The sequence below is a fragment of the Mesorhizobium sp. M2D.F.Ca.ET.226.01.1.1 genome (assembly GCF_004022705.2).
Taxonomy (GTDB): domain Bacteria; phylum Pseudomonadota; class Alphaproteobacteria; order Rhizobiales; family Rhizobiaceae; genus Mesorhizobium.
Window position 1 is genome coordinate 74024 of sequence record NZ_RZOY02000003.1, and the last position, 22536, is coordinate 96559.

At 63.1% G+C, this 22536-nt stretch carries 24 protein-coding genes; 10 read left to right on the forward strand and 14 right to left on the reverse strand.

Going from position 1 to position 22536, the window contains the following annotated elements:
- Positions 1 to 15: 15 nt before the first annotated feature.
- Positions 16 to 885, reverse strand: coding sequence for a helix-turn-helix transcriptional regulator (locus tag EN869_RS07780; protein WP_127225914.1), 870 nt, complete (start codon positions 883 to 885; stop codon positions 16 to 18).
- 112 nt (positions 886 to 997) lie between these two features.
- On the opposite strand from EN869_RS07780, the gene EN869_RS07785 reads away from it, so the two are divergent.
- On the forward strand, positions 998 to 2227 hold the full coding sequence (locus EN869_RS07785; protein WP_167506993.1) for an MFS transporter: 1230 nt from the start codon (positions 998 to 1000) through the stop codon (positions 2225 to 2227).
- 82 nt (positions 2228 to 2309) lie between these two features.
- Here the strand turns inward: EN869_RS07785 and EN869_RS07790 are convergent, their stop codons facing one another.
- On the reverse strand, positions 2310 to 3167 hold the full coding sequence (locus tag EN869_RS07790; protein WP_127225913.1) for an alpha/beta hydrolase: 858 nt from the start codon (positions 3165 to 3167) through the stop codon (positions 2310 to 2312).
- Between the two features lie 148 nt (positions 3168 to 3315).
- Between EN869_RS07790 and EN869_RS07795 the strand changes: the two genes are divergently transcribed.
- The gene (locus EN869_RS07795) at positions 3316 to 3759 is read left to right on the forward strand and encodes a MarR family transcriptional regulator (protein WP_127225912.1); all 444 of its coding nucleotides are present in this window, start codon (positions 3316 to 3318) and stop codon (positions 3757 to 3759) included.
- Between the two features lie 58 nt (positions 3760 to 3817).
- Here the strand turns inward: EN869_RS07795 and EN869_RS07800 are convergent, their stop codons facing one another.
- Entirely contained in the window at positions 3818 to 4459 is a 642-nt protein-coding gene (locus EN869_RS07800) for a glutathione S-transferase family protein (protein WP_127225911.1), read from the reverse strand.
- A 350-nt stretch (positions 4460 to 4809) separates the two neighbouring features.
- Here EN869_RS07800 and EN869_RS07805 point away from each other — a divergent pair, with 350 nt between their 5' ends.
- The 4 genes from EN869_RS07805 (at position 4810) to corA (ending at position 8535) form a co-directional block, all read left to right on the forward strand.
- Positions 4810 to 5454 carry a 50S ribosomal protein L25/general stress protein Ctc gene (locus EN869_RS07805; RefSeq protein ID WP_127225910.1) on the forward strand — a complete coding sequence of 215 codons (645 nt, stop codon included), beginning with the start codon at positions 4810 to 4812 and terminating at the stop codon, positions 5452 to 5454.
- A gap of 25 nt (positions 5455 to 5479) precedes the next feature.
- Positions 5480 to 6199, forward strand: coding sequence for an aminoacyl-tRNA hydrolase (gene pth / locus EN869_RS07810; RefSeq protein ID WP_127225909.1), 720 nt, complete (start codon positions 5480 to 5482; stop codon positions 6197 to 6199).
- A gap of 92 nt (positions 6200 to 6291) precedes the next feature.
- Complete coding sequence (gene ychF / locus EN869_RS07815; RefSeq protein ID WP_127225908.1) at positions 6292 to 7395, forward strand: redox-regulated ATPase YchF; 1104 nt, start codon at positions 6292 to 6294, stop codon at positions 7393 to 7395.
- Positions 7396 to 7560: 165 nt separating this feature from the next.
- Positions 7561 to 8535: a magnesium/cobalt transporter CorA gene (gene corA / locus EN869_RS07820; protein WP_127225907.1), complete on the forward strand. Its 975-nt coding sequence runs from the start codon at positions 7561 to 7563 to the stop codon at positions 8533 to 8535.
- Here corA and EN869_RS07825 read toward each other — a convergent pair.
- A complete protein-coding gene (locus tag EN869_RS07825) occupies positions 8532 to 8738 on the reverse strand; it encodes a hypothetical protein (protein ID WP_127225906.1) in 207 nt (68 codons plus the stop codon). The two genes, corA and EN869_RS07825, sit on opposite strands and share 4 nt — an antisense overlap.
- A 78-nt stretch (positions 8739 to 8816) precedes the next feature.
- On the opposite strand from EN869_RS07825, the gene EN869_RS07830 reads away from it, so the two are divergent.
- Together EN869_RS07830 and EN869_RS07835 are read left to right on the forward strand one after the other, a co-directional pair.
- Complete coding sequence (locus EN869_RS07830) at positions 8817 to 9278, forward strand: MaoC family dehydratase (protein WP_127225905.1); 462 nt, start codon at positions 8817 to 8819, stop codon at positions 9276 to 9278.
- The gene (locus EN869_RS07835; RefSeq protein WP_127225904.1) at positions 9275 to 9745 is read left to right on the forward strand and encodes a MaoC family dehydratase; all 471 of its coding nucleotides are present in this window, start codon (positions 9275 to 9277) and stop codon (positions 9743 to 9745) included. Before EN869_RS07830 ends, EN869_RS07835 begins: the two co-directional genes overlap by 4 nt.
- Positions 9746 to 9909: 164 nt before the next feature.
- On the opposite strand, the gene EN869_RS07840 is transcribed toward EN869_RS07835, so the two are convergent.
- The 5 genes from EN869_RS07840 to petA form a co-directional block, all read right to left on the reverse strand.
- Positions 9910 to 10455, reverse strand: coding sequence for an adenine phosphoribosyltransferase (locus EN869_RS07840; RefSeq protein WP_127225903.1), 546 nt, complete (start codon positions 10453 to 10455; stop codon positions 9910 to 9912).
- 192 nt (positions 10456 to 10647) lie between these two features.
- Entirely contained in the window at positions 10648 to 11343 is a 696-nt protein-coding gene (locus tag EN869_RS07845) for a phosphatase PAP2 family protein (RefSeq protein ID WP_127225902.1), read from the reverse strand.
- A gap of 142 nt (positions 11344 to 11485) precedes the next feature.
- Positions 11486 to 12343: a cytochrome c1 gene (locus tag EN869_RS07850; RefSeq protein ID WP_127225901.1), complete on the reverse strand. Its 858-nt coding sequence runs from the start codon at positions 12341 to 12343 to the stop codon at positions 11486 to 11488.
- A gap of 27 nt (positions 12344 to 12370) precedes the next feature.
- Positions 12371 to 13672, reverse strand: a complete 1302-nt coding sequence (locus EN869_RS07855; protein WP_127225900.1) for a cytochrome b N-terminal domain-containing protein — start codon at positions 13670 to 13672, stop codon at positions 12371 to 12373.
- A gap of 16 nt (positions 13673 to 13688) precedes the next feature.
- Positions 13689 to 14249: a ubiquinol-cytochrome c reductase iron-sulfur subunit gene (gene petA / locus EN869_RS07860; RefSeq protein WP_112126775.1), complete on the reverse strand. Its 561-nt coding sequence runs from the start codon at positions 14247 to 14249 to the stop codon at positions 13689 to 13691.
- A gap of 312 nt (positions 14250 to 14561) precedes the next feature.
- On the opposite strand from petA, the gene EN869_RS07865 reads away from it, so the two are divergent.
- Entirely contained in the window at positions 14562 to 14906 is a 345-nt protein-coding gene (locus EN869_RS07865) for a cupin domain-containing protein (protein WP_127225899.1), read from the forward strand.
- An 11-nt stretch (positions 14907 to 14917) separates the two neighbouring features.
- Here EN869_RS07865 and EN869_RS07870 read toward each other — a convergent pair whose 3' ends face one another.
- The 5 genes from EN869_RS07870 to EN869_RS07890 all read right to left on the reverse strand — a co-directional run bounded on the left by EN869_RS07870 (position 14918) and on the right by EN869_RS07890 (position 21484).
- Positions 14918 to 15229 (reverse strand): DUF6665 family protein, encoded by a 312-nt coding sequence (locus EN869_RS07870; RefSeq protein WP_127225898.1) that lies wholly within the window; start codon positions 15227 to 15229, stop codon positions 14918 to 14920.
- 9 nt (positions 15230 to 15238) lie between these two features.
- On the reverse strand, positions 15239 to 17122 hold the full coding sequence (locus EN869_RS07875) for an ABC transporter ATP-binding protein (protein ID WP_127225897.1): 1884 nt from the start codon (positions 17120 to 17122) through the stop codon (positions 15239 to 15241).
- On the reverse strand, positions 17119 to 19011 hold the full coding sequence (locus EN869_RS07880; protein WP_127225896.1) for an ABC transporter ATP-binding protein: 1893 nt from the start codon (positions 19009 to 19011) through the stop codon (positions 17119 to 17121). The genes EN869_RS07875 and EN869_RS07880 overlap by 4 nt, the downstream gene beginning before the upstream one ends.
- A gap of 154 nt (positions 19012 to 19165) precedes the next feature.
- Positions 19166 to 21040, reverse strand: coding sequence for an ABC transporter ATP-binding protein (locus EN869_RS07885; RefSeq protein WP_127225895.1), 1875 nt, complete (start codon positions 21038 to 21040; stop codon positions 19166 to 19168).
- Between the two features lie 27 nt (positions 21041 to 21067).
- Positions 21068 to 21484: a hypothetical protein gene (locus tag EN869_RS07890; protein WP_245489388.1), complete on the reverse strand. Its 417-nt coding sequence runs from the start codon at positions 21482 to 21484 to the stop codon at positions 21068 to 21070.
- Positions 21485 to 21930: 446 nt separating this feature from the next.
- On the opposite strand from EN869_RS07890, the gene EN869_RS07895 reads away from it, so the two are divergent.
- Positions 21931 to 22389 (forward strand): tRNA (cytidine(34)-2'-O)-methyltransferase, encoded by a 459-nt coding sequence (locus EN869_RS07895; protein WP_127225893.1) that lies wholly within the window; start codon positions 21931 to 21933, stop codon positions 22387 to 22389.
- Positions 22390 to 22536 lie beyond the last annotated feature (147 nt).

Here is a 22536-nt window from a genome sequence, read left to right on the forward strand (position 1 = left end):
GCGGCGGCGCCTGTCTCACGCCGCGATCGGACCGCCGGTGCGCCGCGGGCTGTCGCCGGCATCGCGCGCGCCGCGCATATAACCGCGCGGCGAAGCGCCGAGCATGCGCTTGAACATGGTGATGAAGGCCGGCACGCTGTCATAGCCGAGATCGAGCGCCACCCTGGTGATCGGCTCGCCGTCGGCGAGCCTCGGCAGCGCTGCAAACAGGCATGCCTGCTGGCGCCAGGTCGACAGCGACAGCCCGGTCTGGCGATGGAACGCGCGGGTGAAGGAGCGCCGACTCATTCCGGCGGCGTCCGCCCATTCGTCGATCGTCGCATGCGGCGAAGGCGCCGCCACGAAGCGCCGGCAAAGCGCCGCAAGTTTCGGATCGGATGGGAAAGGCAGGCCGAGCGGCCGCTCCGGCAGGTTCGGGACCTCATGCAGCAGAAGTCCCATGACGAGCGCTGCCCGCCCTTCGAGCTCGCCTCCTTGCGGCAGTTTCTCCGATTCAACGATCAGGCTGTGCATCAGCTCGGTGATGCCGACGACGCGCAAGCCCTCCGGCAGGCCCGCAATGGCATTCGGCATGACATAGACCGAGCGCATCGAGACGTCGCCCAGCATCTCGACCGAATGCTCGATGCCGGCCGGTATCCACATCGCATGGTCGGGCGGCACCATCCAGCGCCCGTGCTTTGTCGTCACCAGCACCACACCCACCAGGGCATGCAAAAGCTGGCTGCGGCTGTGGCGGTGTTGCGGCACGTGATAGCCGTCCGGATATTCCGTCGGTAGCGCCACCGCCGGCCCGACGGCCTCCTCAAGCCATTGCCAGCGGCTTTGATGCAGCCGGCCAAGCTCGGCGGCATCGCCTTTGAAGATTTCCCGGCCGTGCGGCATCCGATGTGGCCCACTTGCGAAACTATTGGACCAAACCACGAAAGAAGTCGCTTGGCAACAGGCCTATAAGGCCGGCTGCGGTTCGCCGCGAGTAGCCTACGGAGCAATTGCCTTGACTGATACGACCGCCACATCCGTCGCCGCACCGGCGCCGGTAAGCAACATCTCGGCGCAAGCGACGGTGTTTGCCGTCATCCTTTCGGTGAGCTTCTGCCACGCAATCAACGACATCATGCAGTCGCTGCTGCCGGCGATCTATCCGCTCCTCAAAGAGAACTACGGTCTCGATTTCTGGCAGATCGGCCTTCTGACCTTCACCTTCCAGGTCACGGCCTCGCTGCTGCAGCCGGTGATCGGCATGGTCACCGACAAGCGGCCCATGCCTTATTCCTTGCCTTGGGGCATGGCTTCGTCGCTGGTCGGCCTGATCGTGCTGGCTTACGCCGGCCACTATGTGCTGCTCCTGGTCGGCGCCTCGCTGATCGGCATCGGCTCGGCGATCTTCCATCCGGAATCCTCGCGCATCGCCCGCTTCGCCTCGGGCGGCCGCTTCGGTCTTGCGCAGTCGCTGTTCCAGGTCGGCGGCAATTTCGGCCAGTCGATGGGACCGCTGCTCGCCGCCTTCATCGTCGTGCCCTTCGGCCAGACCAGCATATCCTGGTTCGCTATCGGCTCGCTGATCGGCATCTTCGTGCTGTGGCAGGTCGGCGGCTGGTACAGCCGCATGCGTGCCTCGCAGGCCACCCGCAAGCAAGTTGCCCATGTGTCGCCCTTTCCGCGCAAGAAGGTGATGGGCGCGCTCGCCGTGCTGACGCTGCTGGTGCTGACCAAGAACGCCTATATCGCCTCGCTCTCCAGCTACTACACCTTCTATGCCATCCATAAGTTCGGCGTTTCGGTTCAGACCAGCCAGGTCATGCTGTTCTTGTTCCTCGGCGCATCGGCGCTCGGCATCCTGCTTGGTGGCCCGTTCGGCGACCGGTACGGACAGAAGGCGATGATCTGGTTCTCGATCGTCGGCGTCCTGCCCTTCACGCTGGCGCTGCCCTACGCCAATCTGGAATGGACGATGGTGCTCACCGTAATGATCGGCCTGATCCTGTCGTCGGCCTTCTCCAACATCGTGGTGTTCGCGCAGGAGCTGGTGCCGGGCCGCGTCGGCACGATCGCCGGCATCTTCTTCGGCTTCGCCTTCGGCATGGGCGGTATCGCCGCCGCCCTGCTCGGCGTCATCGCCGACATGAAGGGCATCGATTTCGTCTTCCAGGTCTGTTCCTACTTGCCCTTCCTCGGCCTGCTGACGGTGTTTTTGCCGAACATGAAGGAAGCCAGGAAGGTTTGAGCGCTCGACCCCGCGTCCGTTTCAAACAGTCAAAGCACCCGCCGCCACGCGGGTGCTTTCTTCATTTCAGCGGCAAGAATGCTTAAGCCTTGAAGAAGGCCAGCAGGTCCGCGTTGATGACGTCCGCATGGGTCGTCGCCATGCCGTGCGGGAAGCCCTTATAGACCTTGAGCTCGCCCTTCTTAAGTAGCTTGATCGAAAGCAGAGCGGAGTCGGCGATCGGCACGATCTGGTCGTCGTCGCCATGCATGACCAGCACCGGCACGTCGATCTTCTTCAGGTCCTCGGTGAAGTCGGTTTCCGAGAACGCCTTGATGCAATCGTAATGCGCCTTGGTGCCGCCCATCATGCCCTGGCGCCACCAATTGTCGACAACGCCTTGCGAAACCACCGCGCCCGGACGGTTGAAGCCGTAGAACGGCCCTGCCGGCACGTCGCGGAAAAACTGGGCGCGGTTGGCGGCTTGAGCGGAGCGAAAACCGTCGAACACTTCGAGCGGCAGGCCGCCCGGATTGGCGTCGGTCTTGAGCATGATCGGCGGCACGGCGCCGATCAGTACAGCCTTGGCGACGCGACCGCCGCCGCCATACTGCGCGACGTAGCGCGCCACTTCGCCGCCACCCGTCGAATGGCCGACATGGATTGCGTTCTTAAGATCGAGATGCGCGACGAGCGCTGCCACGTCGGCGGCATAGGTATCCATCTCGTTGCCGATGTCAGTCTGGGTCGAACGGCCGTGGCCGCGGCGGTCATGCGCGATGACACGGTAGCCCTTCGACAGGAAAAACAGCATCTGGGCATCCCAGTCGTCGCTGCTCAGCGGCCAGCCATGGTGGAAGACGATCGGCTGACCAGTGCCCCAGTCCTTGTAGAAGATCTGCGTGCCGTCCTTGGTGGTGATCGTGCCACTGCCGATCTTGGTCTGCGAAGCTTCAGTCATCTCCATCTCCTTTGTAATTTTCGCAATAAATAATATCACGATAACGATATGCGTACCGCCGTCGAGCTGGCTTGTCTACAGAAATATGTATCACGATAACATTTTTCGTGGTACATAATCGGTGCTCAGTCGGCAAAAGGATCGTGCCGTGCCTCTTCCGTTGGACAATCAGCTCTGTTTCACGCTTTACGCCACCAGCATGACAATCAATCGTACCTACAAACCGATGCTGGACGAAATGGGCATCACCTATCCGCAATATCTTGTGCTCAACGCACTGGGTGAGGCGGACGGCATGTCGGTGGGCAGCATCGCGCATCGGCTCGCCCTGGAATCGAGCACCATCACTCCGCTGGTGAAGCGAATGGAACAGGCCGGCCTCGTCACCCGCCAGCGCAGCCAGACCGACGAGCGCCAGGTGCAGGTCGACCTGACCCCTAGCGGACGAGCCCTGCTCGTCCGGTGCAATTGCCTGAACGAGACGCTGATCGAGCGCTCAGGCATGAAGCTGGCCGAGCTCGATGCCCTGAACCGGCAAATCCAGAAATTGCGCGATGCGCTGAACAACGACCAGGCGGTCGACGCCGCCTAGGGTAATTCCGGGAAAAAGCCTAGCCGTTTCCGTCCGGAATTGCGCAAAGCCGTGCGGGTTACGCCTCCGCCTTAACCGGCGGCGGCGGCGCCTCGAGCCCCTGGAACGGGTCGCGCCAGGCGTCGATCGCTTCCAGCCGGCCGTACCAACGGCAGATCGACGGATAATCATCGAGCGGCAAGCGAGCGGCATCGTTAAAAGGCAGGAATGTCGCCATGCGGAAATCCGCATAGGAGATGGAATTGCCGACCAGCCATTCCCGTCCGGAAAGCTCGGGCTCGAGGACCGCCGCAGCCTTGTGGAACTGCCTCAGCCCCTCCTCCACCAGCGCCTGATCGATGGGACCCAGCCCATAGCGCTGCTTGGTGCCGCGCTCGAAATGCACCATGTCGCAAGCGAAGGCGAAGCGTTCCTTGCCCCAGCTGATCCAGCGGATCATGTCCGGCTCATCGTCCCCACCGCGCCAGAAATCCGAACGCTCCTCGCGCGAAAGCCGGCAGGCGATGGCGTCCGTCTCCCACAGGCTCCATCCCGCGCCGACCAATATCGGCAAGGTCAGATTGGGGTTGAGCGCGCGGTAGCGCTCGGCCTGCCCCGGTGCCATCGGCGATGCGAATTCAAAGGCGATCTCCGCCTTGAGATAGCGCGCGGTCGCGACAGCGAGGCGAGGATTGGGATTGCGGCTGAACAGAAGTTTCATTTTGGTCCCCACAGGCGTTGGTTGTATGCCGCAGGACGACCGAAAGCCGCCCGATCCTACATTTGTCACGAATGGGATCTTCGCATTATGCTTTCGGCGGTGGAAACCACCTGCAAGCCTTCCGGCCCAACCGCTTGCGCCGTCGTCCGCCTTCCGCTATAGAGCCGCCACCCGCGTAGACACCCTTGGAGGCAACGCGGAGGAAGGCCGGCTAGGCCTCGCATGATCCCCAGACGCATTTGGATCACCAATCGCATCGGACAGATCGTGCAAGGCCGCGACGGCTTTCGACGTTTACGGTTGGCCTCGTGCCTGCCGCAAGCGCTCCATAACACGCGAAAGGAAATGCCATGAGCCACGATACTTACGAGCTCAAGGCCGAAGCGCGCGAACAGGTCGGTAAGGGGTCCGCCCGTGCAGTTCGCCGCGACGGTAAAGTGCCTGCAGTTATCTACGGCGACAAGCAGCCTCCCCTGGCGATTGCGCTGAACTACAAGGACCTCTTCTACAAGATCCATGGCGGCGGGTTCCTCACCACGGTCGCCACGATCGATGTCGACGGCAAGAAGATCCAGGTCCTGCCGAAGGATTTCCAGCTCGACCCGGTCAAGGATTTCCCTGTCCATGTCGACTTCCTGCGCATCGGCAAGGACACCGAGGTCAATGTCGACGTGCCCGTCCACTTCATCAATGAAGACAAGTCGCCCGGCATCAAGCGCGGCGGCGTGCTCAACATCGTTCGCCACGAAGTCGAGTTCCACTGCCCGGCCAACGCGATCCCGGAATTTATCACCGTCGATCTCGCCGGCACCGACATCGGCGACTCGATCCACATCTCGGCGGTCAAGCTGCCGGCCGGCGTCAAGCCGGTCATCTCCGATCGCGACTTCACCATCGCGACCATTGCCGGCTCGTCGGCGATGAAGCCGGAGCCGGAAGCGACCACCGAGGTGGCTGCGGCCGAACCTGCGGCCCCGGCGGCCGAAGAGAAGTAATTTTTTCTAGCGTCCGGAGGCGGCGATGCTTGTCTTTGCAGGCCTCGGCAATCCGGGCGCGAAATACGAGAACAACCGGCACAATGTCGGCTTCATGGCGGCGGACGCAATTGCCCGCCGCCATTCCTTTTCGCCCTGGTCGCGAAAATTCCAGGGCCTGATTTCAGAAGGCACGCTTGGCGGCGAAAAAATCCTGCTGATCAAGCCGCAGACCTTCATGAACCTGTCCGGTCAGTCGGTCGGCGAGGCGCTGCGCTTCTACAAGCTCGAACCGGCCGCGCTCACCGTTTTCTATGACGAGATCGACCTTGCCGCGGGTAAGCTCAGGGTCAAGGTGGGCGGCGGCTCCGGCGGCCATAACGGCATCCGCTCGCTCGACCAGCATGTCGGCAACGCCTATCGCCGGGTGCGCATCGGCATCGGCCATCCCGGCGTCAAGGAGATGGTGCACGGCCATGTGCTCGGCGACTTCGCCAAGGCCGACCGCGAATGGCTGGATGTCCTGCTGGACGCAATCGCCGACGACGCCGCGCTGCTCGCCAAGGGCGACGACAGCTCGTTCATGAACCACGTCACGCTCACCCTGCGCGACAAGCTTGTGCCGACCGGCGATGACGACCGCCCGCCGCCCAAGCCGCCGAAGCAAAGCCATATCCGCCAGGCGCGCCCGCAGCAGCCAGCGGCAAAAATTCCCGAAAGCGGCCCGATGGCCGCGATGCTGAAGAAGCTGTTCGGCAAGGAGTGAGCGCCGAACCAACCTCGCGCGGGGCTTGACGTTCGTCACCCCTATCGCCCATAGCCCTCACCAAAATCGAATTCCGACAGGATTGGACGAACATGGGTTTCAAATGTGGCATCGTTGGCTTGCCCAACGTCGGCAAGTCGACGCTGTTCAACGCGCTGACCAGGACGGCCGCCGCGCAGGCCGCCAACTATCCCTTCTGCACCATCGAGCCTAACACCGGCGAGGTGGCGGTGCCGGATCCGCGCCTGCAGAAGATCGCGGCGATCGGCAAGTCGAAGGAGATCATCCCGACCCGCATCTCCTTCGTCGACATCGCCGGCCTGGTGCGTGGCGCCTCCAAGGGCGAAGGCCTCGGCAACCAGTTCCTCGCCAACATCCGCGAGGTCGACGCCATCGTGCATGTGCTGCGCTGCTTCGAGGATGACGACATCACTCATGTCGAGGGCCGTATCGATCCCGTCGCCGACGCCGAGACGGTCGAGACCGAGCTGATGCTTGCCGACCTCGAAAGCCTCGAGCGCCGCATCACGCAGATCCGCAAGCGCGCCGCCGGCAAGGACAAGGACGCCATGGCCGTCCTGCCGATGATGGAGGCCGCGCTCGAGCTTTTGCAGGCCGGCAAGCCGACACGCGTCCTGCTCAACGGGATTTCGCCTGAGGATCTCCGTATCCTGCAGGGGCTGAACCTGCTCACCTCGCATCCCGTTCTCTATGTCTGCAACGTCGCCGAGGCGGACGCCGCCACCGGCAACGAGCACACCAGGGCGGTGGAGAAGATGGCGGCCGCGCAGGGCGCCGGCACGGTGGTCATTTCGGCGGCGATCGAGGCGGAAGTCGCTCAACTGTCCGACGAGGAGGAAATGGAGTTCCTGGCTTCGATCGGCCTCGAAGAGCCGGGCCTCAACAAGGTGATCCGAGCCGGCTACGAACTCTTGCATCTGATCACCTATTTCACGGTCGGGCCGAAGGAAACGCGCGCCTGGACGATCCACAAGGGCGATAAGGCGCCGCAGGCGGCCGGCGTCATCCATACCGACTTCGAACGCGGCTTCATCCGCGCCCAGACCATCTCCTACAACGACTTCGTCACGCTGGGCGGCGAAGTGGCGGCTAAGGAAGCCGGCAAGGCGCGCGACGAAGGCAAGGAATATGTCGTCCAGGACGGCGACATCATGCTGTTCAAGTTCAACACCTGACGGCGCCGCCGTCGACCTGTAAGGTGCCTTCCGGCTGGCTCCGCTGCCTGGCTTGACCTTGTGATATCGCAGGGTTAATCGGCTGATGCTCGCCGAAGGCACTACCCTACGGCACCCGCAACGGCACAATCGAACGAGACCCTGTCCACCAAGGGAGAGCCGGCGATGATAAAAACCTTCGTCGTGGACAATGATCGCCTGCGCCTCACCGACGATCTCGCGGCGGATGGCGACAGGGTCGTCTGGGCCGACCTCTTCAACCCGACCAAGGAGGAAGAGGCGCGCATCGAGAGCTGGCTGGGCATAGCGATCCCGACCCGCGAGGAGATGGAGGAGATCGAGATTTCGAGCCGCCTCTACATCGAGGACGGCGGCTACTTCATGACCGCCGTGCTGCCGGCGCAGACCGAAGCCGACGACCCGCTAATGTCGCCGGTGACCTTCGCGCTTGCCGGCAACCGTCTGATCACCATCCGTTACCACGAACCCAAGGCCTTCAAGACCTTCCCGCTGCGCGCCGAAAAGGTGGCGACGGGCTGCACCAGCGGCGACACCATCTTGATCGGTCTTCTCGAAGCGATCGTCGACCGGCTCGCCGACATCCTCGAGCGCGCCGGCCGCGATGTTGAGGCGATCTCGCGCGACATCTTCGAGGCGCGTTCGACCAAGGCCTCGAAACGCAACCGCGATTTCCAGGAACTTCTGAAAGGCATCGGCCGCAAGGAGGATATCGCTTCCTCGGTCCGCGACAGCCTGATCTCGTTGCAGCGTCTCGCCGGCTTTCTCGCCCATGTCGCGGCCCAGACCAAGATGAGCAAGGATGTGCGCGCCCGCATCAAGACCTTGTCGCGCGATGTGCTGTCGCTTGCCGACCACGCCACCTTCCTGTCGCAGAAAATCTCCTTCCTGCTCGATGCCACGCTCGGCATGATCTCGATCGAGCAGAACGCCATCATCAAGATCTTCTCGGTCGCCGCCGTCATCTTCCTGCCGCCGACGCTGGTCGCCTCGATCTACGGCATGAATTTCGACATCATCCCCGAGCTGAAATGGGAGTTCGGCTATCCCTTCGCCATCGCCCTGATGGTGGTCTCGGCCATCCTGCCTTTCTGGTATTTCCGCCGACGCGGTTGGCTTTAAGCAATTCCAGGAAAAGTGCGCAGCGGTTTTCCGTCCGGAATTGCGGAAAACAAAAAATACGGTGCAGTTTGCGGCGCTACCGGATTGAGCGACAGCTGGCTTACCAGAAAGGACTTGACCAATTCGCTGCCGGCCTGCATCCGGGTTGCCCGATCTTGCAGCACGATCCCGAAAAGTGGGAACCGGTTTTCGGAGAAGATCATGCGCCAACAAACAAGTTAGATCGTGGCGGCGATTCGACGAAACGCCACCACGATCTAAGGATTAACCGGATTACCGACATGACCGGAAAAACCTGGGCCTATGAGGATTTCGTCGAGGGCGCCTCGCTCGACCTCGGCAGCAAGGACGTCAGTGCTGCCGAAATCATCGAATTCGCCGAGGAGTTCGACCCGCAGCCGATGCATCTCGACGAGGAAGCCGGCAAGGCGAGCATCCTAGGCGGGCTTTCGGCTTCGGGCTGGCACACCTGCGCGATGTTCATGCGCATGCTGTGCGACGCCTTCCTGCTGGACTCGACCTCGCAGGGCTCGCCAGGCATCGAGCATGTGAAATGGAAGAAGCCGGTTCTGGCCGGCGACCGTCTCACCGGCAAGCTCACCATCCTGGCCAAGCGTCAGTCGAAATCGAGACCGCAGCTTGGCCTCGTTACGATGCGCAGCGAGCTTTTCAATCAGCGCGGCGAATCTGTCTTCGAGCTCGAGAACACCGGCATGTTCCTCACTCGCGAGGCCGTGGCATGACGCTCGACGAATACTTCCTGATCGGCGAAACCGTCACGCTCGGCTCGCACAAGTTCGAGCCGGAAGAGATCAAGGCCTTCGCCCGAAAGTACGATCCGCAGGTCTTCCATGTCGACGAAGAGGCGGCGAAGAAGAGCGTGCTCGGTGGGCTCTGCGCCTCGGGCTGGCACACCGCCGCCACCTGGATGAAATACAATCTCGAAAAGCGCATGGAAACCGAGGGCGTGCGCTGGACAGGCCCCGGCCCGCAGCCCGAATTCGGCCCCTCGCCTGGCTTCCGCAACCTGAAATGGCTGAAGCCGGTCTACGCCGGCGAGACGGTGACCTTCACGCGCACCGCGCAGGCGCACCGGCCGCTTACCGGACGCCCCGGCTGGAACCTGCTCACGCTGCGCTCCGAAGGTTTTGACTCCACCGGCGACAAGGTCATCGAATTCGACAGCGCCGTGCTGGTGAAGGTGGGGTAGCGTCCTTCCCCTTCTCCCCTTGTGGGAGAAGGTGGATCGCCGCGAAGCGGCGAGACGGATGAGGGGTGTTCCAGCGGAGTGAGACGCTGGCGTTCCCTGGAGCACCCCTCATCCGTCGCCTTCGGCGACACCTTCTCCCACAAGGGGAGAAGGGGAAGCCCCGCTCAATGCCCCTCATACCCGATCAGCGTCCTGACCGGCACGCCGAGCGCTTCGAGCTTCTTGCGGCCGCCGAGGTCCGGCAGGTCGATGACGAAGCAGGCGGCGACGATGTCGGCGCCGATCTGCCTGAGCAGCTTCACCGCCGCTTCCGCCGTGCCGCCGGTGGCGATCAGGTCGTCGACCACGATCACCTTCTCGCCCGGCGCGACGCCGTCCTTGTGCATCTCCATCTCGTCCAGCCCATATTCGAGGCTGTAGGCCACCCGCACGGTCTCATAGGGCAGCTTGCCTTTCTTTCGGATCGGCACGAAGCCAGCCGAAAGCTGGTGCGCCACGGCGCCACCCAGGATGAATCCGCGCGCCTCGATGCCGGCGATCTTGTCGATCTTCAGCCCGGCATAGGGATGCACCAGCTCGTCGATGGCGCGGCGGAAGGCGCGCGCGTCGCCGAGCAGCGTGGTGATGTCGCGAAACAGGATGCCGGGCTTGGGGTAATCCGGAATGGTGCGGATGGCCGCAAGCAGCGTGTCTTCGAGCGAGGATTTCATCGAGGCTTTCCGCGTGTCCGGCTGTCGGATTTGGCGGCGTCGGCCATTGCTGCCCGACGCGACCGACAAGGGCTACCGCGATGTCGCGCCAGAGACAAGCACATCCGGCAAAGGATCGGCGCTGAACAGCCTTGACCATAAGCAAAGGGCGCCCACGAAGGCGCCCTTCAAAAAGCAAGCCGATACCCGCAACTACATGCCGAGGTCCGAGCGCAGTTCCGATCGCGCCACTTCGAACTCGGCCTTGAAATCGGGACGGTTGAGCAGGACCGCGGCGATCACGCTGCCGGAAATCTTGCCCATCTCGATGTCGGACGGATAGTGGATGCCTCCCACCACGCGGTTATGGGCATATTCGGCGGCGCGCGCCATGATCTCGGCGCGCTTTTCCGGAACCATGTCGGCGAGGATGATGCCCATCATGGTGCCGACCGTCGCATGGCCCGACGGCCAGGAACCTGATTTCGACAGCTTCACAACCGGCTTGACCAGATCGCTGAGCTGGTGCGGCCGTGGGCGCTTCCAGACATCCTTGGCCGGGTCGACGACGGCGCCTTCCGTGGCCACCACGCGATCGAAGAAGGCGCTGAACTTCGGCAGCGTTTCCTTGTTGAACTTCGGCCCCATGACATCTGCGAAGCGCCAGACATCTTCCTCGGCATCGGCGATTGCGCGCTTTTCCATCTCGGGGGTACGCGTTACCTGCAGCGTCAGCACTTCGCCAAGCTCCGCCTTCGTCTGGGCTGAGTCGTTCGCCGGTGGCGGCGGCAGGATCATCGTCAGGTCGATATCCTTGTTGGTGACAAAAGGCTGAGCCTCGTCGGCATGGGCGGCGTATCCGGTGATGAGCAGCAGGAATCCGGCCGCGAGCGATACGTATCTTTTCATGGGTGCGATCCTTTGATGAGGGCAACGCAGGATCGCCGCGCGCGATGACGGCCATGTGACATGGTTCCCGGATCGCGCGCGCTGGAATGCAAAAAGGGCGCCTTGCGGCGCCCTTGGGATTTCTTGCGGTCGATGGAGGGCCTCAGTGCGCCACGTCGGCCCACACCCTGCGCTTGGTCATGTAAACCAGCGCGCCGAACACAAGCAGGAAGAACAGCACGCGGAAGCCAGTCTTCTTGCGGTCTTCCATATGCGGTTCGGCAGCCCATGCCAGGAAGCTCGCCACGTCGCGGGCATACTGGTCGACCGTCTGCGGCGAACCGTCGTCATAGGTCACCTGCCCGTCGGAGAGCGGCTTCGGCATCTTCAGCGACACGCCCGACATGAAGTACGGGTTGTAGTGCGTGCCTTCCGGGATGACCATGCCGGCGGGCGGCGTCTGGTCGTAGCCGGTCAGCAGCGAATGGATGTAGTCAGGGCCGCCCGCGTCATACTGGGTGAAGATGTCGATGACGAACTGCGGGAAGCCGCGCTCGACGCCGCGCGCCTTGGCAAGCAGCGACATGTCCGGCGGAGCGGCGCCGCCATTGGCGGCAGCTGCCGCCTGTTCGTTCGCGAACGGCGCGGGGAAATGGTCCGACGGCTTGCCGGGACGATCGAACATGTCGCCAGCATCGTTGGGGCCGTCATGGATCGTGTAGCTCGCCGCCAGCGACTTGATCTGGGCCTCCGAATAGCCGAGATCCGACAGTGTGCGGAAAGCCACAAGGTTCATCGAATGGCAGGCTGAGCAGACTTCCTTGTAGACCTTCAGGCCGCGCTGCAGCTGACCCTTGTCATAGGTGCCGAACGGGCCGGTGAAGCTCCAGCTCATTTCCTTCGGCTCGTTGATCGGGAAATGCGTCGGCGCGGCTGCATTGTGCGCTTCTTCGGCGGCTATCGCCGCGGTGCCGGTGGCCACAAGACCGATCAGCGCCAGCGAGGTGAGAATCTTCTTCATGCCAAATCCCCTTAGATTCTCTACCGCTCAGCCCTTGGTCTGTGGTGCTGCCGTGGCGCCGGCCGGATGTCCGCTGCCGCCCTTGTTCTTCTCCAGCACCGCCTCGGTGATCGAATTTGGCAGCCTGCGCGGCGTCTCGATCAGGCCGAGGACCGGCATGACGATCAGGAAGAAGGCGAAGTAGAACAGCGTCGCCATCTGCGCCATGAACACGTAAGCACCTTCCGCCGGCTGCGAGCCCAGCCAGCCAAGCAGAATGGCGTCGGCCACGAACAGCCAGAAGAACAGCTTGTACCATGGGCGGTAGACCGCCGAGCGCACCTTCGAGGTGTCGAGCCACGGCACCAGGAACAGCATGGCGATGGCGCCGAACATGCACAGCACGCCGCCGAGTTTGGAATTGATCGGGCCGATGTTGAAGGTGATGGCGCGCAGGATCGCGTAGAACGGCAGGAAGTACCATTCCGGAACGATGTGGGCCGGCGTCTTCAGCGGGTTGGCGACGATATAGTTGTCGGCATGGCCGAGATAGTTCGGCAGGTAGAAGACGAAATAGGCGAAGACGAACAGGAACACGATCATGCCGAACGCGTCCTTGATGGTCGCATAGGGCGTGAAAGCGACGGTGTCGGTCTTCGACTTGACCTCGATGCCGGTCGGGTTCGACTGGCCCACGACATGCAGCGCCCAGATGTGCAGCACGACGACGCCGGCGATCATGAACGGCAACAGGTAATGCAGCGCGAAGAAGCGGTTCAGCGTCGGATCGTCGACGGCGAAGCCGCCGAGCAGCAGCTGCTGGATCCAGTTGCCGACCAGCGGGATGGCGCTGAAGAAGCCGGTGATGACGGTGGCGCCCCAGAAGCTCATCTGACCCCAGGGCAGCACATAACCCATGAAGCCGGTGGCCATCATCAGGAGATAGATGATGCATCCGAGGATCCACAGCAACTCGCGCGGCGCCTTGTAGGAGCCGTAGAACAGGCCGCGGAAGATGTGGATGTAGACGGCGATGAAGAAGAACGAGGCGCCGTTGGCGTGCAGGTAGCGCAGCAGCCAGCCGGAGTTGACGTCGCGCATGATCTTCTCAACCGAATCGAAGGCGAGATTGGTGTCGGACGTATAGTGCATCGCCAGCACGATGCCGGTCAGGATCTGCGAGACCAGCATGATCGACAGGATGCCGCCGAACGTCCACATGTAGTTGAGGTTGCGCGGCACCGGATAGGCGACGAAGCTGTCATAGATCAGCCGCGGCAGCGGCATGCGGGCGTCGAACCAGCGCTCGATACCGGTCTTGGGCGTATAGGTCGAGTGTCCCTCGCTCATCGAAATATCCCCTGCCTCAACCGATAAGGATCTTGGTATCGGAAATGAACTTGAATACCGGGATCGCCATATTCTCCGGCGCCGGACCTTTGCGGATGCGGCCGGCAGTGTCGTATTGCGAGCCATGGCACGGGCAGAACCAGCCACCGAAATCGCCTTCCTGGCCGAGCGGAATGCAGCCGAGATGGGTGCAGACCTGCACCATCACCATCCAGGCTTCCTTGCCGGGCGTGGTGCGGTTGGCGTCGGTCGCCGGCGCATCGGCCGGCAGGTTGGCGTTGCGCGCGATCGGATCCTTGAGATCGGCTAGGTTGACGGCTTCGCCGTCCTTCATTTCCTTTTCGGTGCGGTTGCGCACCACGACCGGCTTGCCGCGCCACTTGACGATCAGCGAAGAACCGGGCTGCAGCGAGGAGACGTCGACCTCGACCGAAGCGAGAGCCAATGTCGAGGCGTCAGGACGCATCTGGTCGATGAACGGCCACGCGACAGCTCCCGCGCCGACGACGGCGGCCATGCCGGTGGCTACATAGAGAAAATCGCGACGGTTGGGATCGTGGATGTCGGTTGCGCTCACGGGTGCCTGATCCTTTCGCCTCTTCCTAACCGGAGGCCGAGCCTTGTCCCCGCTCAATCGCACCTGCCCGACAGCGCATGGCGAACAGGCTAGCGAATTCCTCCGGCATTTGGATTTTCGGTTTATGCGTGCGGCCCGTTTTTGTCCAGCGGGGTGAGGCCACAAGGGCAGATTGTCGCGGGGATGCGCGGCGGTGCCCGCCGGCGTGTCCTCGCCGGGCCGCTTGGCAGGGCGGAACACCGCGGAATCACGGGCAAAATCGGGTCCGCGTTCGCCTCGACATCGGCTCTTGGCCCGGTCTATTCTGCCGCCATGGCGCATCTCATTGAACGCGATAGCTGGGCCGAGGCCGCCGACCACTGGAAAGGCGAACTGGAGTGCGGCCGGTTCGGCTCCAATTCCTGCCTGATCTTCAACTATCAGCCGACGGTCGGCGGCGGCCCGCGACTGCATAAACACCCCTATGCGGAGATCTTCGTCATCCGTTCCGGCACCGGCCTGTTCACGATCGGCGACCAGGAAATTGAGGCCACCGCCGGCCAGATCCTGATCGTGCCGCCCGGCACGCCGCACAAATTCACCAATCTCGGCCCCGGTCCGCTCGAAAGCACCGACATCCACGAGAACGGCCACTTCATCACCGAGTGGCTGGAGTAGCCCTTTCGATCCTAGCTCGCCCCGAGCCTGACCAGCACGGCTCTCGGGATATCGTATTCCCGGATAACCGCATCGTGCCTGCGCAAGCCACAAAGCTCGCGCTGGATGAAATAGGCGTGGACGGCTGCCGCCGCTTCCTTCAGCAGCCGAGCGCGATGCGGGCCCTCACCGCCCTCGCGCAATTTGCGTAGCGTTTGTTCGACGCGCTCCCCGGCGCGGCCGAGCGCAGCCGCCTTCTCGGCAAGGATTTCGTGGCCGAGCAGGTCGAGCGCGCTTTCCTGCGCGCCTGAGCGTCCGAAATTGGTAGGCATGCGTACCGACATGACGCCGTTCTACTCCGCCGGCCGCGTCTCTGCCAGCGCGCTTTCCTCGTTGAATAGGAAGCCGCCGGACTGCCGTTTCCAGAGCCGCGCATAGAGCCCGTCGAGCGCCACCAGCTCGTCATGCGTGCCCTGCTCGACGACGCGCCCGCCGTCGAGCACCACCAGCCGGTCGAGTGCCGCGATGGTGGAGAGCCGGTGCGCGATGGCGATCACGGTCTTGTTCTCCATCAGCCGGGTCAGGTTTTCCTGGATCGCCGCCTCGATGTCCGAATCGAGCGCTGAGGTCGCCTCGTCGAGGATGAGGATCGGCGCATCCTTGAGGAAGACGCGTGCGATCGCCACGCGCTGCCGCTGGCCGCCGGAGAGTTTCACGCCGCGCTCGCCGACATAGGCCTCGTAGCCGGCGCGGCCTCTGGTATCGCGCAGTCCCAGGATGAAGTCATGCGCCTCGGCCTTCTTCGCCGCGGCGATCACTTTCGCGTCGGTCGCATCCGGCATGCCGAGTTTGATGTTGTCGCGCAGCGAGCGGTGGAACAGCGCCGTATCCTGGCTGACCACGCCGATATTGCCGCGCAGCGAGTTCTGCGTCACATGGGCGATATCCTGGGCGTCGATAAGGATCTGGCCGCCTTCGAGATCGTAAAGGCGCAGGATCAGATTGGTCAAAGTCGTCTTGCCCGCGCCGGACGGCCCGACCAGACCTACCTTCTCGCCGGGGCGCACGACGAGGTCGATGCCATCGAGCACGCCCCCGCCCTTGCCGTAATGGAAGGTGACGTTGCTGACGTCGATGCGGCCGCCGGTAACGACCAGTTCCTTGGCGTCCGGCGCATCGGTCAGGTCGAGCGGCTGCGAGATCAGCGCCTTCGAATTCTCCAGCACGCCAAGATTTCGCAGGATGCCGTTGAGCTGCATCATCAGCCGTCCCAACAGCATGTTGAGCCTCAGCACCAGCGACAAGGTGAAGGCGACGGCCCCGACCGTGATCGAGCCTTGGACCCAGAGATAGATGGCGAAGGCGGCGATCACCGTGATCATCGCACCGGAAAGCGCCGTCAGCGACATGCGCACGCCGGTCAGCCGCCGCGTGAACGGCCGCAGCGCGTCGAGATAGATGTCGAAGCCGTTGCGGATGTAGCGGTCGTCGCCGTCGGCGGCGAACAGCTTCAGCGTCTGCACGTTGGAATAGGAATCGACAATGCGGCCGTTGATCATCGAGCCGGCCTCGGCGGTCGCCTCGGCATGCCTGCGGATCGCCGGCAAATAGAGCTTAGCCAGCCAGCCGAAGGCGGCGATCCACAGCACCACCAGCGCCGCCAGCCTGAGATCGAGGCTGGCGACCAGCGCCAGCGTGGTGACAGTATAGACGATCATGAACCAGACCACCTCGATGAAGCTCTCCATCAGGTCGCCCGTCGCCTGCCCCGCCTGCCAGACTTTTGTCGCGATGCGGCCGGCGAAATCGTTCTGGAAGAAGGCGTAGGACTGGCGCGAGACATGCCGGTGCGCCTGCCAGCGCACCAGATTGTAGAAACCCGGTGTGATCGTCTGTTCGTCGACCAGCGCCGAAAGGCCGACGACGGCGGTGCGGATGACGAGGACCACCGCGCCCATGAACATGAGCTCAGGCCCGGCCGTTGTCCAAAGCATGTGCCAGTTGCGCTCGCCTGGCAACTGATCGAGGATATCGACCAGCCTTCCGACGAAATAGAAAAGGCCGGCTTCGACCAGCGGGGCGATGCCGCCGATGATCAGCATGGCGAAGAAGGCGAGCTTCGCCTGTCCGACATAGTGCCAGAGGAAGCCGCCGACGCTGGCGGGCGGCCGCAGATTGGCGGGCTCGCGGAACGGGTAGACCCAGTGCTCGAACCAACGATAGATGGCCTGCATCATTCGGCGGCTTCACCTTTCGTCGGCAGAGCGTCGGCGACCGGCTTTTCCTCGAGCAGGAACCCACCCGACTGGCGCCGCCAGAGCTGGGCGTAGAGCCCGCCCCTGGCGATCAGCGCCTCATGCGACCCGTCCTCGACGATGCGGCCCTTGTCCATGACGACGAGCCGGTCCATCGCCGCGATGGTCGACAGCCGGTGCGCGATGGCGATGACGGTCTTGCCCTGCATGAGCTTGTAGAGGTTCTCCTGGATGGCGGCCTCCACCTCTGAATCGAGCGCGGACGTCGCCTCGTCGAGAATGAGGATCGGCGCGTCCTTCAGCATAACGCGGGCAATGGCGATGCGTTGCCGCTGGCCGCCGGACAGCTTCACGCCGCGCTCGCCGACAAGCGCCTCATAGCCTCTCTGTCCATGCGGATCGGTGAGCCCCGCGATCACGTCGTCGATCTGGGCGGCCTTCGCGGCGCTGACCATCGCCTCGTCGCTGGCCGACTGGCGTCCATATTTAAGGTTCTCGCGAACGGACCGATGCAAGAGCGACGTATCCTGGTTGACGAAGCCGATCGCCGCGCGAACGCTCTCCTGCGAGACATTGCGGATATCCTGTCCGTCGATCAGCACCTTGCCGTCCTGGACGTCGAACAGCCGCAGCACCAGATTGACCAGCGTCGACTTGCCGGCCCCCGAACGCCCGATCAGGCCGACCCGCTCGCCTGGCGCGATTTTCAGCGACAGATTGTCGATGACGCCGCCTTTGCCGTCCTTGCGCCAGTAGTTGAAGTTCACTCGGTCGAACTCGATGCCGCCGGCGGTCACGACAAGGGCCGGCGCGTCCGGCTGGTCCTGCATGACGATCGGCCGCGCGATCGTCGTCATCGAGTTGCTGGCGACGCCGATCTGCCGGAAGACGTTGGCGCCGACATCGAGGATCCTGCCGGAGATGTTGGCGATCTGCAGCGCGAACGGTATGGCCGTCGCCACGGCCGCCGTAGTCATGGCGCCGGCATTCCAGCCGGCGAGCGCCAGCCAGCTCACGGCGATGAGCAGCGCCGCGTTGAGGATGAACAAAGCCGACCACATCAGCGTGAAAACACGCATCAGCTGGTAGAATGTGTCGGCGTGCTCGACCACCGCCTGCGAGACATATTTGTCTTCATGCTCGCCGGTCGAGAATGTCTTGAGCGTCAAAATATTGTTGTAGCTGTCGACCATGCGGCCGCTCACCTGCGACCACCGCTCCGACAATTGGGACGAGCGTTGTGTGATCCTGGGCATCGCGGACCAGAAGATCAGGCAATAGAACACCAGCCACACGGCCACGACAGCCAAGAGGAGCGGGTCGAGCCGCGCCAGCACCACGATGGCGACGGCGACGAAGACCAGCGCATACCAGACGGCATCGACGGTGAGGTTGACGCTCATCTCCACCGAATCGCCGCTCTGCATGACCTTGGTTCCGATGCGGCCGGCAAAGTCGTTCTGGAAGAACGACCAGTCCTGGCGCACGACATGCCAGTGGCTTTGCCAGCGGATGAGGTCGATGAGATTGGGCGCGATGGCGTGGTTGCGGATCAGCGCATCAACGACCATCGACAGCGGACGCAGCAGCACGACCAAGGCCATCAGAGCGAGCAGCGGCCCATGCGCCGCGAAGAAGTCGCCGGGCTTGGTGCTGGAGAGCAGGCCCACGATCAGGCCGACGAAAATCGGCAGCATCGCGTCGACGATCGCGGCCACGGCAACGATGATCATGCGCAGCCGGTAGGCGGCTCGAAACTGCCTTATGAAATACCAGTAGAACCGCCAAAGCCCCATGGGCGGCTGCCGGTCGTCGGCCAGCGCCACCGGCGAATAACGGCTTTCGAACCAGGTGAAGATGCGGTCCAACATTTTTCTCTCGTGGAGGCCACAAACCCGCCGGAACCCGATCTGGTCGCCGGCAGGCCACTGAGCAGGTCGAGGCAGGGCCTCTGGCCATGCCGTGGTTACGCCCGGGACCGATTCCCGGCAATCGCGGTAAACCTAGATGACAATCGCGATCGCGTTACTCCGCCGCCATCTCGGTCGCCTTGGCGTCGGACTCGGCCGGCCCGTCATCGAGCAGGAAACCGCCGGACTGGCGCTGCCAGAGCTGGGCATATAGCCCGCCCCTGGCGACGAGTTCCTCATGCGACCCTTCCTCGATGATGCGGCCCTTGTCCATGACGACGAGCCTGTCCATCGCCGCGATGGTCGACAGGCGGTGCGCGATGGCGATGACGGTCTTGCCCTGCATCAGCTTGTAGAGGTTTTCCTGGATCGCCGCCTCGGCCTCCGAATCGAGCGCCGAGGTTGCCTCGTCGAGGATCAGGATCGGCGCGTCCTTCAGCATGACGCGGGCGATCGCGATGCGCTGCCGCTGACCGCCGGACAGTTTGACGCCGCGGTCGCCGACATAGGCGTCGAAACCCTTACGGCCGTTGTGGTCCGAAAGCCCGCCGATGAAATCGAGCGCCTCGGCCCGCCGCGCTGCCTCGACCAGCATCTCTTCAGTCGCGTCGGGCCGGCCGTAGAGGATGTTCTCCTTCACAGAGCGGTGCAACAGCGAGGTATCCTGCGTCACCATGCCGATCTGGGCACGCAACGAATCCTGCGTCACCGCCGCGATCTCCTGCCCGTCGACGAGGATCCTGCCGCTTTCCAGGTCGTAGAAGCGCAGCAAAAGATTGACCAGCGTCGACTTGCCGGCGCCGGAACGGCCGACAATGCCGACCTTCTCGCCGGGCTTGATCCTCAGCGACAGGTTCTCGATGACGCCCTTCTGCCTGCCGTAGTGGAAGCGTATGTCCTCGAAGCGGATCTCGCCCTGGCTGACGGCAATATCCCTGGCGCCCGGCCGGTCCTCGACCAGGCGCGGCAGCGAGATCGACTGGATGCCGTCCTGCACCGTGCCGATATTCTCGAACAGGCCCGACATTTCCCACATGATCCACTGCGACATGCCCCACATGCGCAGCACCAAGCCGATGACCACGGCGACGGCGCCGATCGTCACCGCATCGCCGAGCCACAGCCACAGCGAGATCGCCGTCACGGAGAACAGAAGCAGCGAATTCAGGATGTAGAGCAGGCCATAGAGCACCGTCACCAGCCGCATGGAGCGGTAGACCGTATCGAGAAAGCCCGCCATGCCTTCCCTGGCGAAGGCCGCCTCGCGGCGCGCATGGCTGAACAGTTTCACGGTCTGGATGTTGGCGTAGCTGTCGACGACGCGACCCGTCATGGTCGAGCGCGCATTAGCCTGCTCCTCGCCGACCTTGCCCAATCGGGGAATGAAAAAACGCAGCAGCGCGATATAGCCGACCAGCCACACGCCCAAGGGTGCGGCCAAGCGCAAGTCCGCCGAGCCGACGATGAGCAGCATGCCGAGGAAGTAGACGATGACGTAGTTGAGAACGTCTATGACCTTCATGACGCAGTCGCGCACGGCGAGTGCCGTCTGCATCAGCTTGGTGGCGATGCGGCCGGCGAACTCGTCCTGGTAGAACGCCATCGACTGCTTGAGCAGGTAGCGATGCACCTGCCAGCGAATCCGCATCGGATAGTTGCCCATCGTCGTCTGTTGGTTGACCAGCGAACGCAGCCAGACCATGCCCGGCAGCGCGAACAGAACGATGAAGGCCATGCCGGCCAGTTTCCAGCTCTCCGTCTGCAGGAAGGTTTCCCGGTTCTGCGCCGACAGCCAGTCGACGATGCGGCCCATGAAACCGAACATCCACACTTCGGCGACCGCGATCGCCGCCACCAGGACAGCGTCGATGAGGATGTAAGGCCAGGCGCCGCGCGTGTAGTGAACGCAGAAGGCGATCAGCGTCTTCGGCGGCTCGACCGGCTCCTCGGCGGGAAACGGATCGAGCCTCTGTTCAAACCAGCGGAACATTCCAGGCACTCACGATGCTATGCGCGCTCACGCGGCGCGGGATTGATGGGCTAGGCTTTGCGGCCGCGCGGCATTGCGAGCCGGCGATACGGAATCATCCGCATCGCCGGCCTTGCTGCTCGCAATATAGTGTTTCGCCGGCATTTCGCCGACAGGCTCGTTCGACGATCTTGACGGCCCCGAATTTCCAGACGAAACGCCGGATTCTGCGCGGGTCCTGTCGCCCGGCCGGATCAAGCGGATGATCCGGCGTACCAGCGTCGGCCGGCTGTGGTCGGGCACCGCGCGCGAGAAATCGACATCCGGCAGCATGCCGCGATGCGGCCGGCGCCGTTCCTCGGCATGTACCGCCGACGAATAGGTCTCGCCGATCAGCAGCGCCCAGGTCGCCGCCTTGCGCTCATGCAGGGTTCTTGACCCCGGTATCCTGTAGGGATCGAACATTGGTCCGTCCTCCATATGCAAATGCGTTAAAAAGGGTGACATGGCCTCGATCACCGGCATCCGACCGAGGGCACGGATCGAATCGTCCGGGACCGGACGGCAAGCGTCGCTCTCGACACGTTCGGCTGAGGCACGGCGCCCCTTTGGCAGTTTGAAAAACATCGCAAGATTCCTTCGAAGGCCGAAAACTGGGTTCGGCGGGAATCGGTGCGATGAGGACTTAAAGTGTCAGAAGAATCGTCGTACCGAAACCGCCATTGGGCATACGAGAGCCCAGGAGAGGCGCTGGATGTGCATGGTCATCATGTATTCCCCTCCATTCGGTTCGGGTTGACGATGGTCGGCATATACTCGACTTCGCAGAAAATGGCCACCCGCCAGTGCAGAAATCGCCGAAAGCCGGAGATGCCTGTGGCCGATCTGCCACTTATTAGCAGGACGCGAAAATGAACGATCGTCTCCGTATCGCGCTCTACCAGCCGGATATCGCCGGCAACACCGGGACAATCCTGCGCTTCGCCGCCTGCCTCGACATCGGTGTCGATATCGTCGAGCCGGCTGGTTTCCCGCTCTCCGACCGCGCGCTGAAACGGGCCGGCATGGACTACCTCGAAATGGCGGCGCTTTCCCGACATGCCGACTGGCACGCCTTCGAGGACTGGCGAAAGGCGCGTGCGCGACGCCTGGTGCTGCTCACCACCAAGGCCACGACTGCCTATACCGGCTTTGCTTTCGCCGCTGGCGACATTCTTCTGTTCGGCCGCGAATCCGCCGGCGTGACGGAAGAAATCCATCAAGCGGCGGACGCGCGGCTGACCATTCCGATGCGGCCTGGAGCGCGCAGCATCAACGTAGCGCTGTCGGTCGCCATGGTCGCGGGCGAAGCGCTCCGCCAGATCGGCTAAAGCAATTCCAGGCAAAGTGTGAAACGGTCTTCCGTCCGGAATTGCGTCGAAACAACGAGCCAGCTTTTGCGCTTCCGCGCCATCCCGAACCGCCGTCCCTTCCGCCGTCATTCCTGCCCAGGCGCACATCGCCTTCTCCTGCAATTG

What these genes read in the sequence shown, in the direction of transcription:
- EN869_RS07780 (WP_127225914.1), bottom strand. Translation starts at nt 885, where the DNA reads ATGCCGCACGGCCGGGAAATCTTCAAAGGCGATGCCGCCGAGCTTGGC.
- EN869_RS07790 (WP_127225913.1), bottom strand. Translation starts at nt 3,167, where the DNA reads ATGACTGAAGCTTCGCAGACCAAGATCGGCAGTGGCACGATCACCACC.
- EN869_RS07800 (WP_127225911.1), bottom strand. Translation starts at nt 4,459, where the DNA reads ATGAAACTTCTGTTCAGCCGCAATCCCAATCCTCGCCTCGCTGTCGCG.
- EN869_RS07805 (WP_127225910.1), top strand. Translation starts at nt 4,810, where the DNA reads ATGAGCCACGATACTTACGAGCTCAAGGCCGAAGCGCGCGAACAGGTC.
- pth (WP_127225909.1), top strand. Translation starts at nt 5,480, where the DNA reads ATGCTTGTCTTTGCAGGCCTCGGCAATCCGGGCGCGAAATACGAGAAC.
- ychF (WP_127225908.1), top strand. Translation starts at nt 6,292, where the DNA reads ATGGGTTTCAAATGTGGCATCGTTGGCTTGCCCAACGTCGGCAAGTCG.
- corA (WP_127225907.1), top strand. Translation starts at nt 7,561, where the DNA reads ATGATAAAAACCTTCGTCGTGGACAATGATCGCCTGCGCCTCACCGAC.
- EN869_RS07825 (WP_127225906.1), bottom strand. Translation starts at nt 8,738, where the DNA reads ATGATCTTCTCCGAAAACCGGTTCCCACTTTTCGGGATCGTGCTGCAA.
- EN869_RS07830 (WP_127225905.1), top strand. Translation starts at nt 8,817, where the DNA reads ATGACCGGAAAAACCTGGGCCTATGAGGATTTCGTCGAGGGCGCCTCG.
- EN869_RS07835 (WP_127225904.1), top strand. Translation starts at nt 9,275, where the DNA reads ATGACGCTCGACGAATACTTCCTGATCGGCGAAACCGTCACGCTCGGC.
- EN869_RS07840 (WP_127225903.1), bottom strand. Translation starts at nt 10,455, where the DNA reads ATGAAATCCTCGCTCGAAGACACGCTGCTTGCGGCCATCCGCACCATT.
- EN869_RS07845 (WP_127225902.1), bottom strand. Translation starts at nt 11,343, where the DNA reads ATGAAAAGATACGTATCGCTCGCGGCCGGATTCCTGCTGCTCATCACC.
- EN869_RS07850 (WP_127225901.1), bottom strand. Translation starts at nt 12,343, where the DNA reads ATGAAGAAGATTCTCACCTCGCTGGCGCTGATCGGTCTTGTGGCCACC.
- EN869_RS07855 (WP_127225900.1), bottom strand. Translation starts at nt 13,672, where the DNA reads ATGAGCGAGGGACACTCGACCTATACGCCCAAGACCGGTATCGAGCGC.
- EN869_RS07865 (WP_127225899.1), top strand. Translation starts at nt 14,562, where the DNA reads ATGGCGCATCTCATTGAACGCGATAGCTGGGCCGAGGCCGCCGACCAC.
- EN869_RS07870 (WP_127225898.1), bottom strand. Translation starts at nt 15,229, where the DNA reads ATGTCGGTACGCATGCCTACCAATTTCGGACGCTCAGGCGCGCAGGAA.
- EN869_RS07875 (WP_127225897.1), bottom strand. Translation starts at nt 17,122, where the DNA reads ATGATGCAGGCCATCTATCGTTGGTTCGAGCACTGGGTCTACCCGTTC.
- EN869_RS07880 (WP_127225896.1), bottom strand. Translation starts at nt 19,011, where the DNA reads ATGTTGGACCGCATCTTCACCTGGTTCGAAAGCCGTTATTCGCCGGTG.
- EN869_RS07885 (WP_127225895.1), bottom strand. Translation starts at nt 21,040, where the DNA reads ATGTTCCGCTGGTTTGAACAGAGGCTCGATCCGTTTCCCGCCGAGGAG.
- EN869_RS07890 (WP_245489388.1), bottom strand. Translation starts at nt 21,484, where the DNA reads ATGTTCGATCCCTACAGGATACCGGGGTCAAGAACCCTGCATGAGCGC.
- EN869_RS07895 (WP_127225893.1), top strand. Translation starts at nt 21,931, where the DNA reads ATGAACGATCGTCTCCGTATCGCGCTCTACCAGCCGGATATCGCCGGC.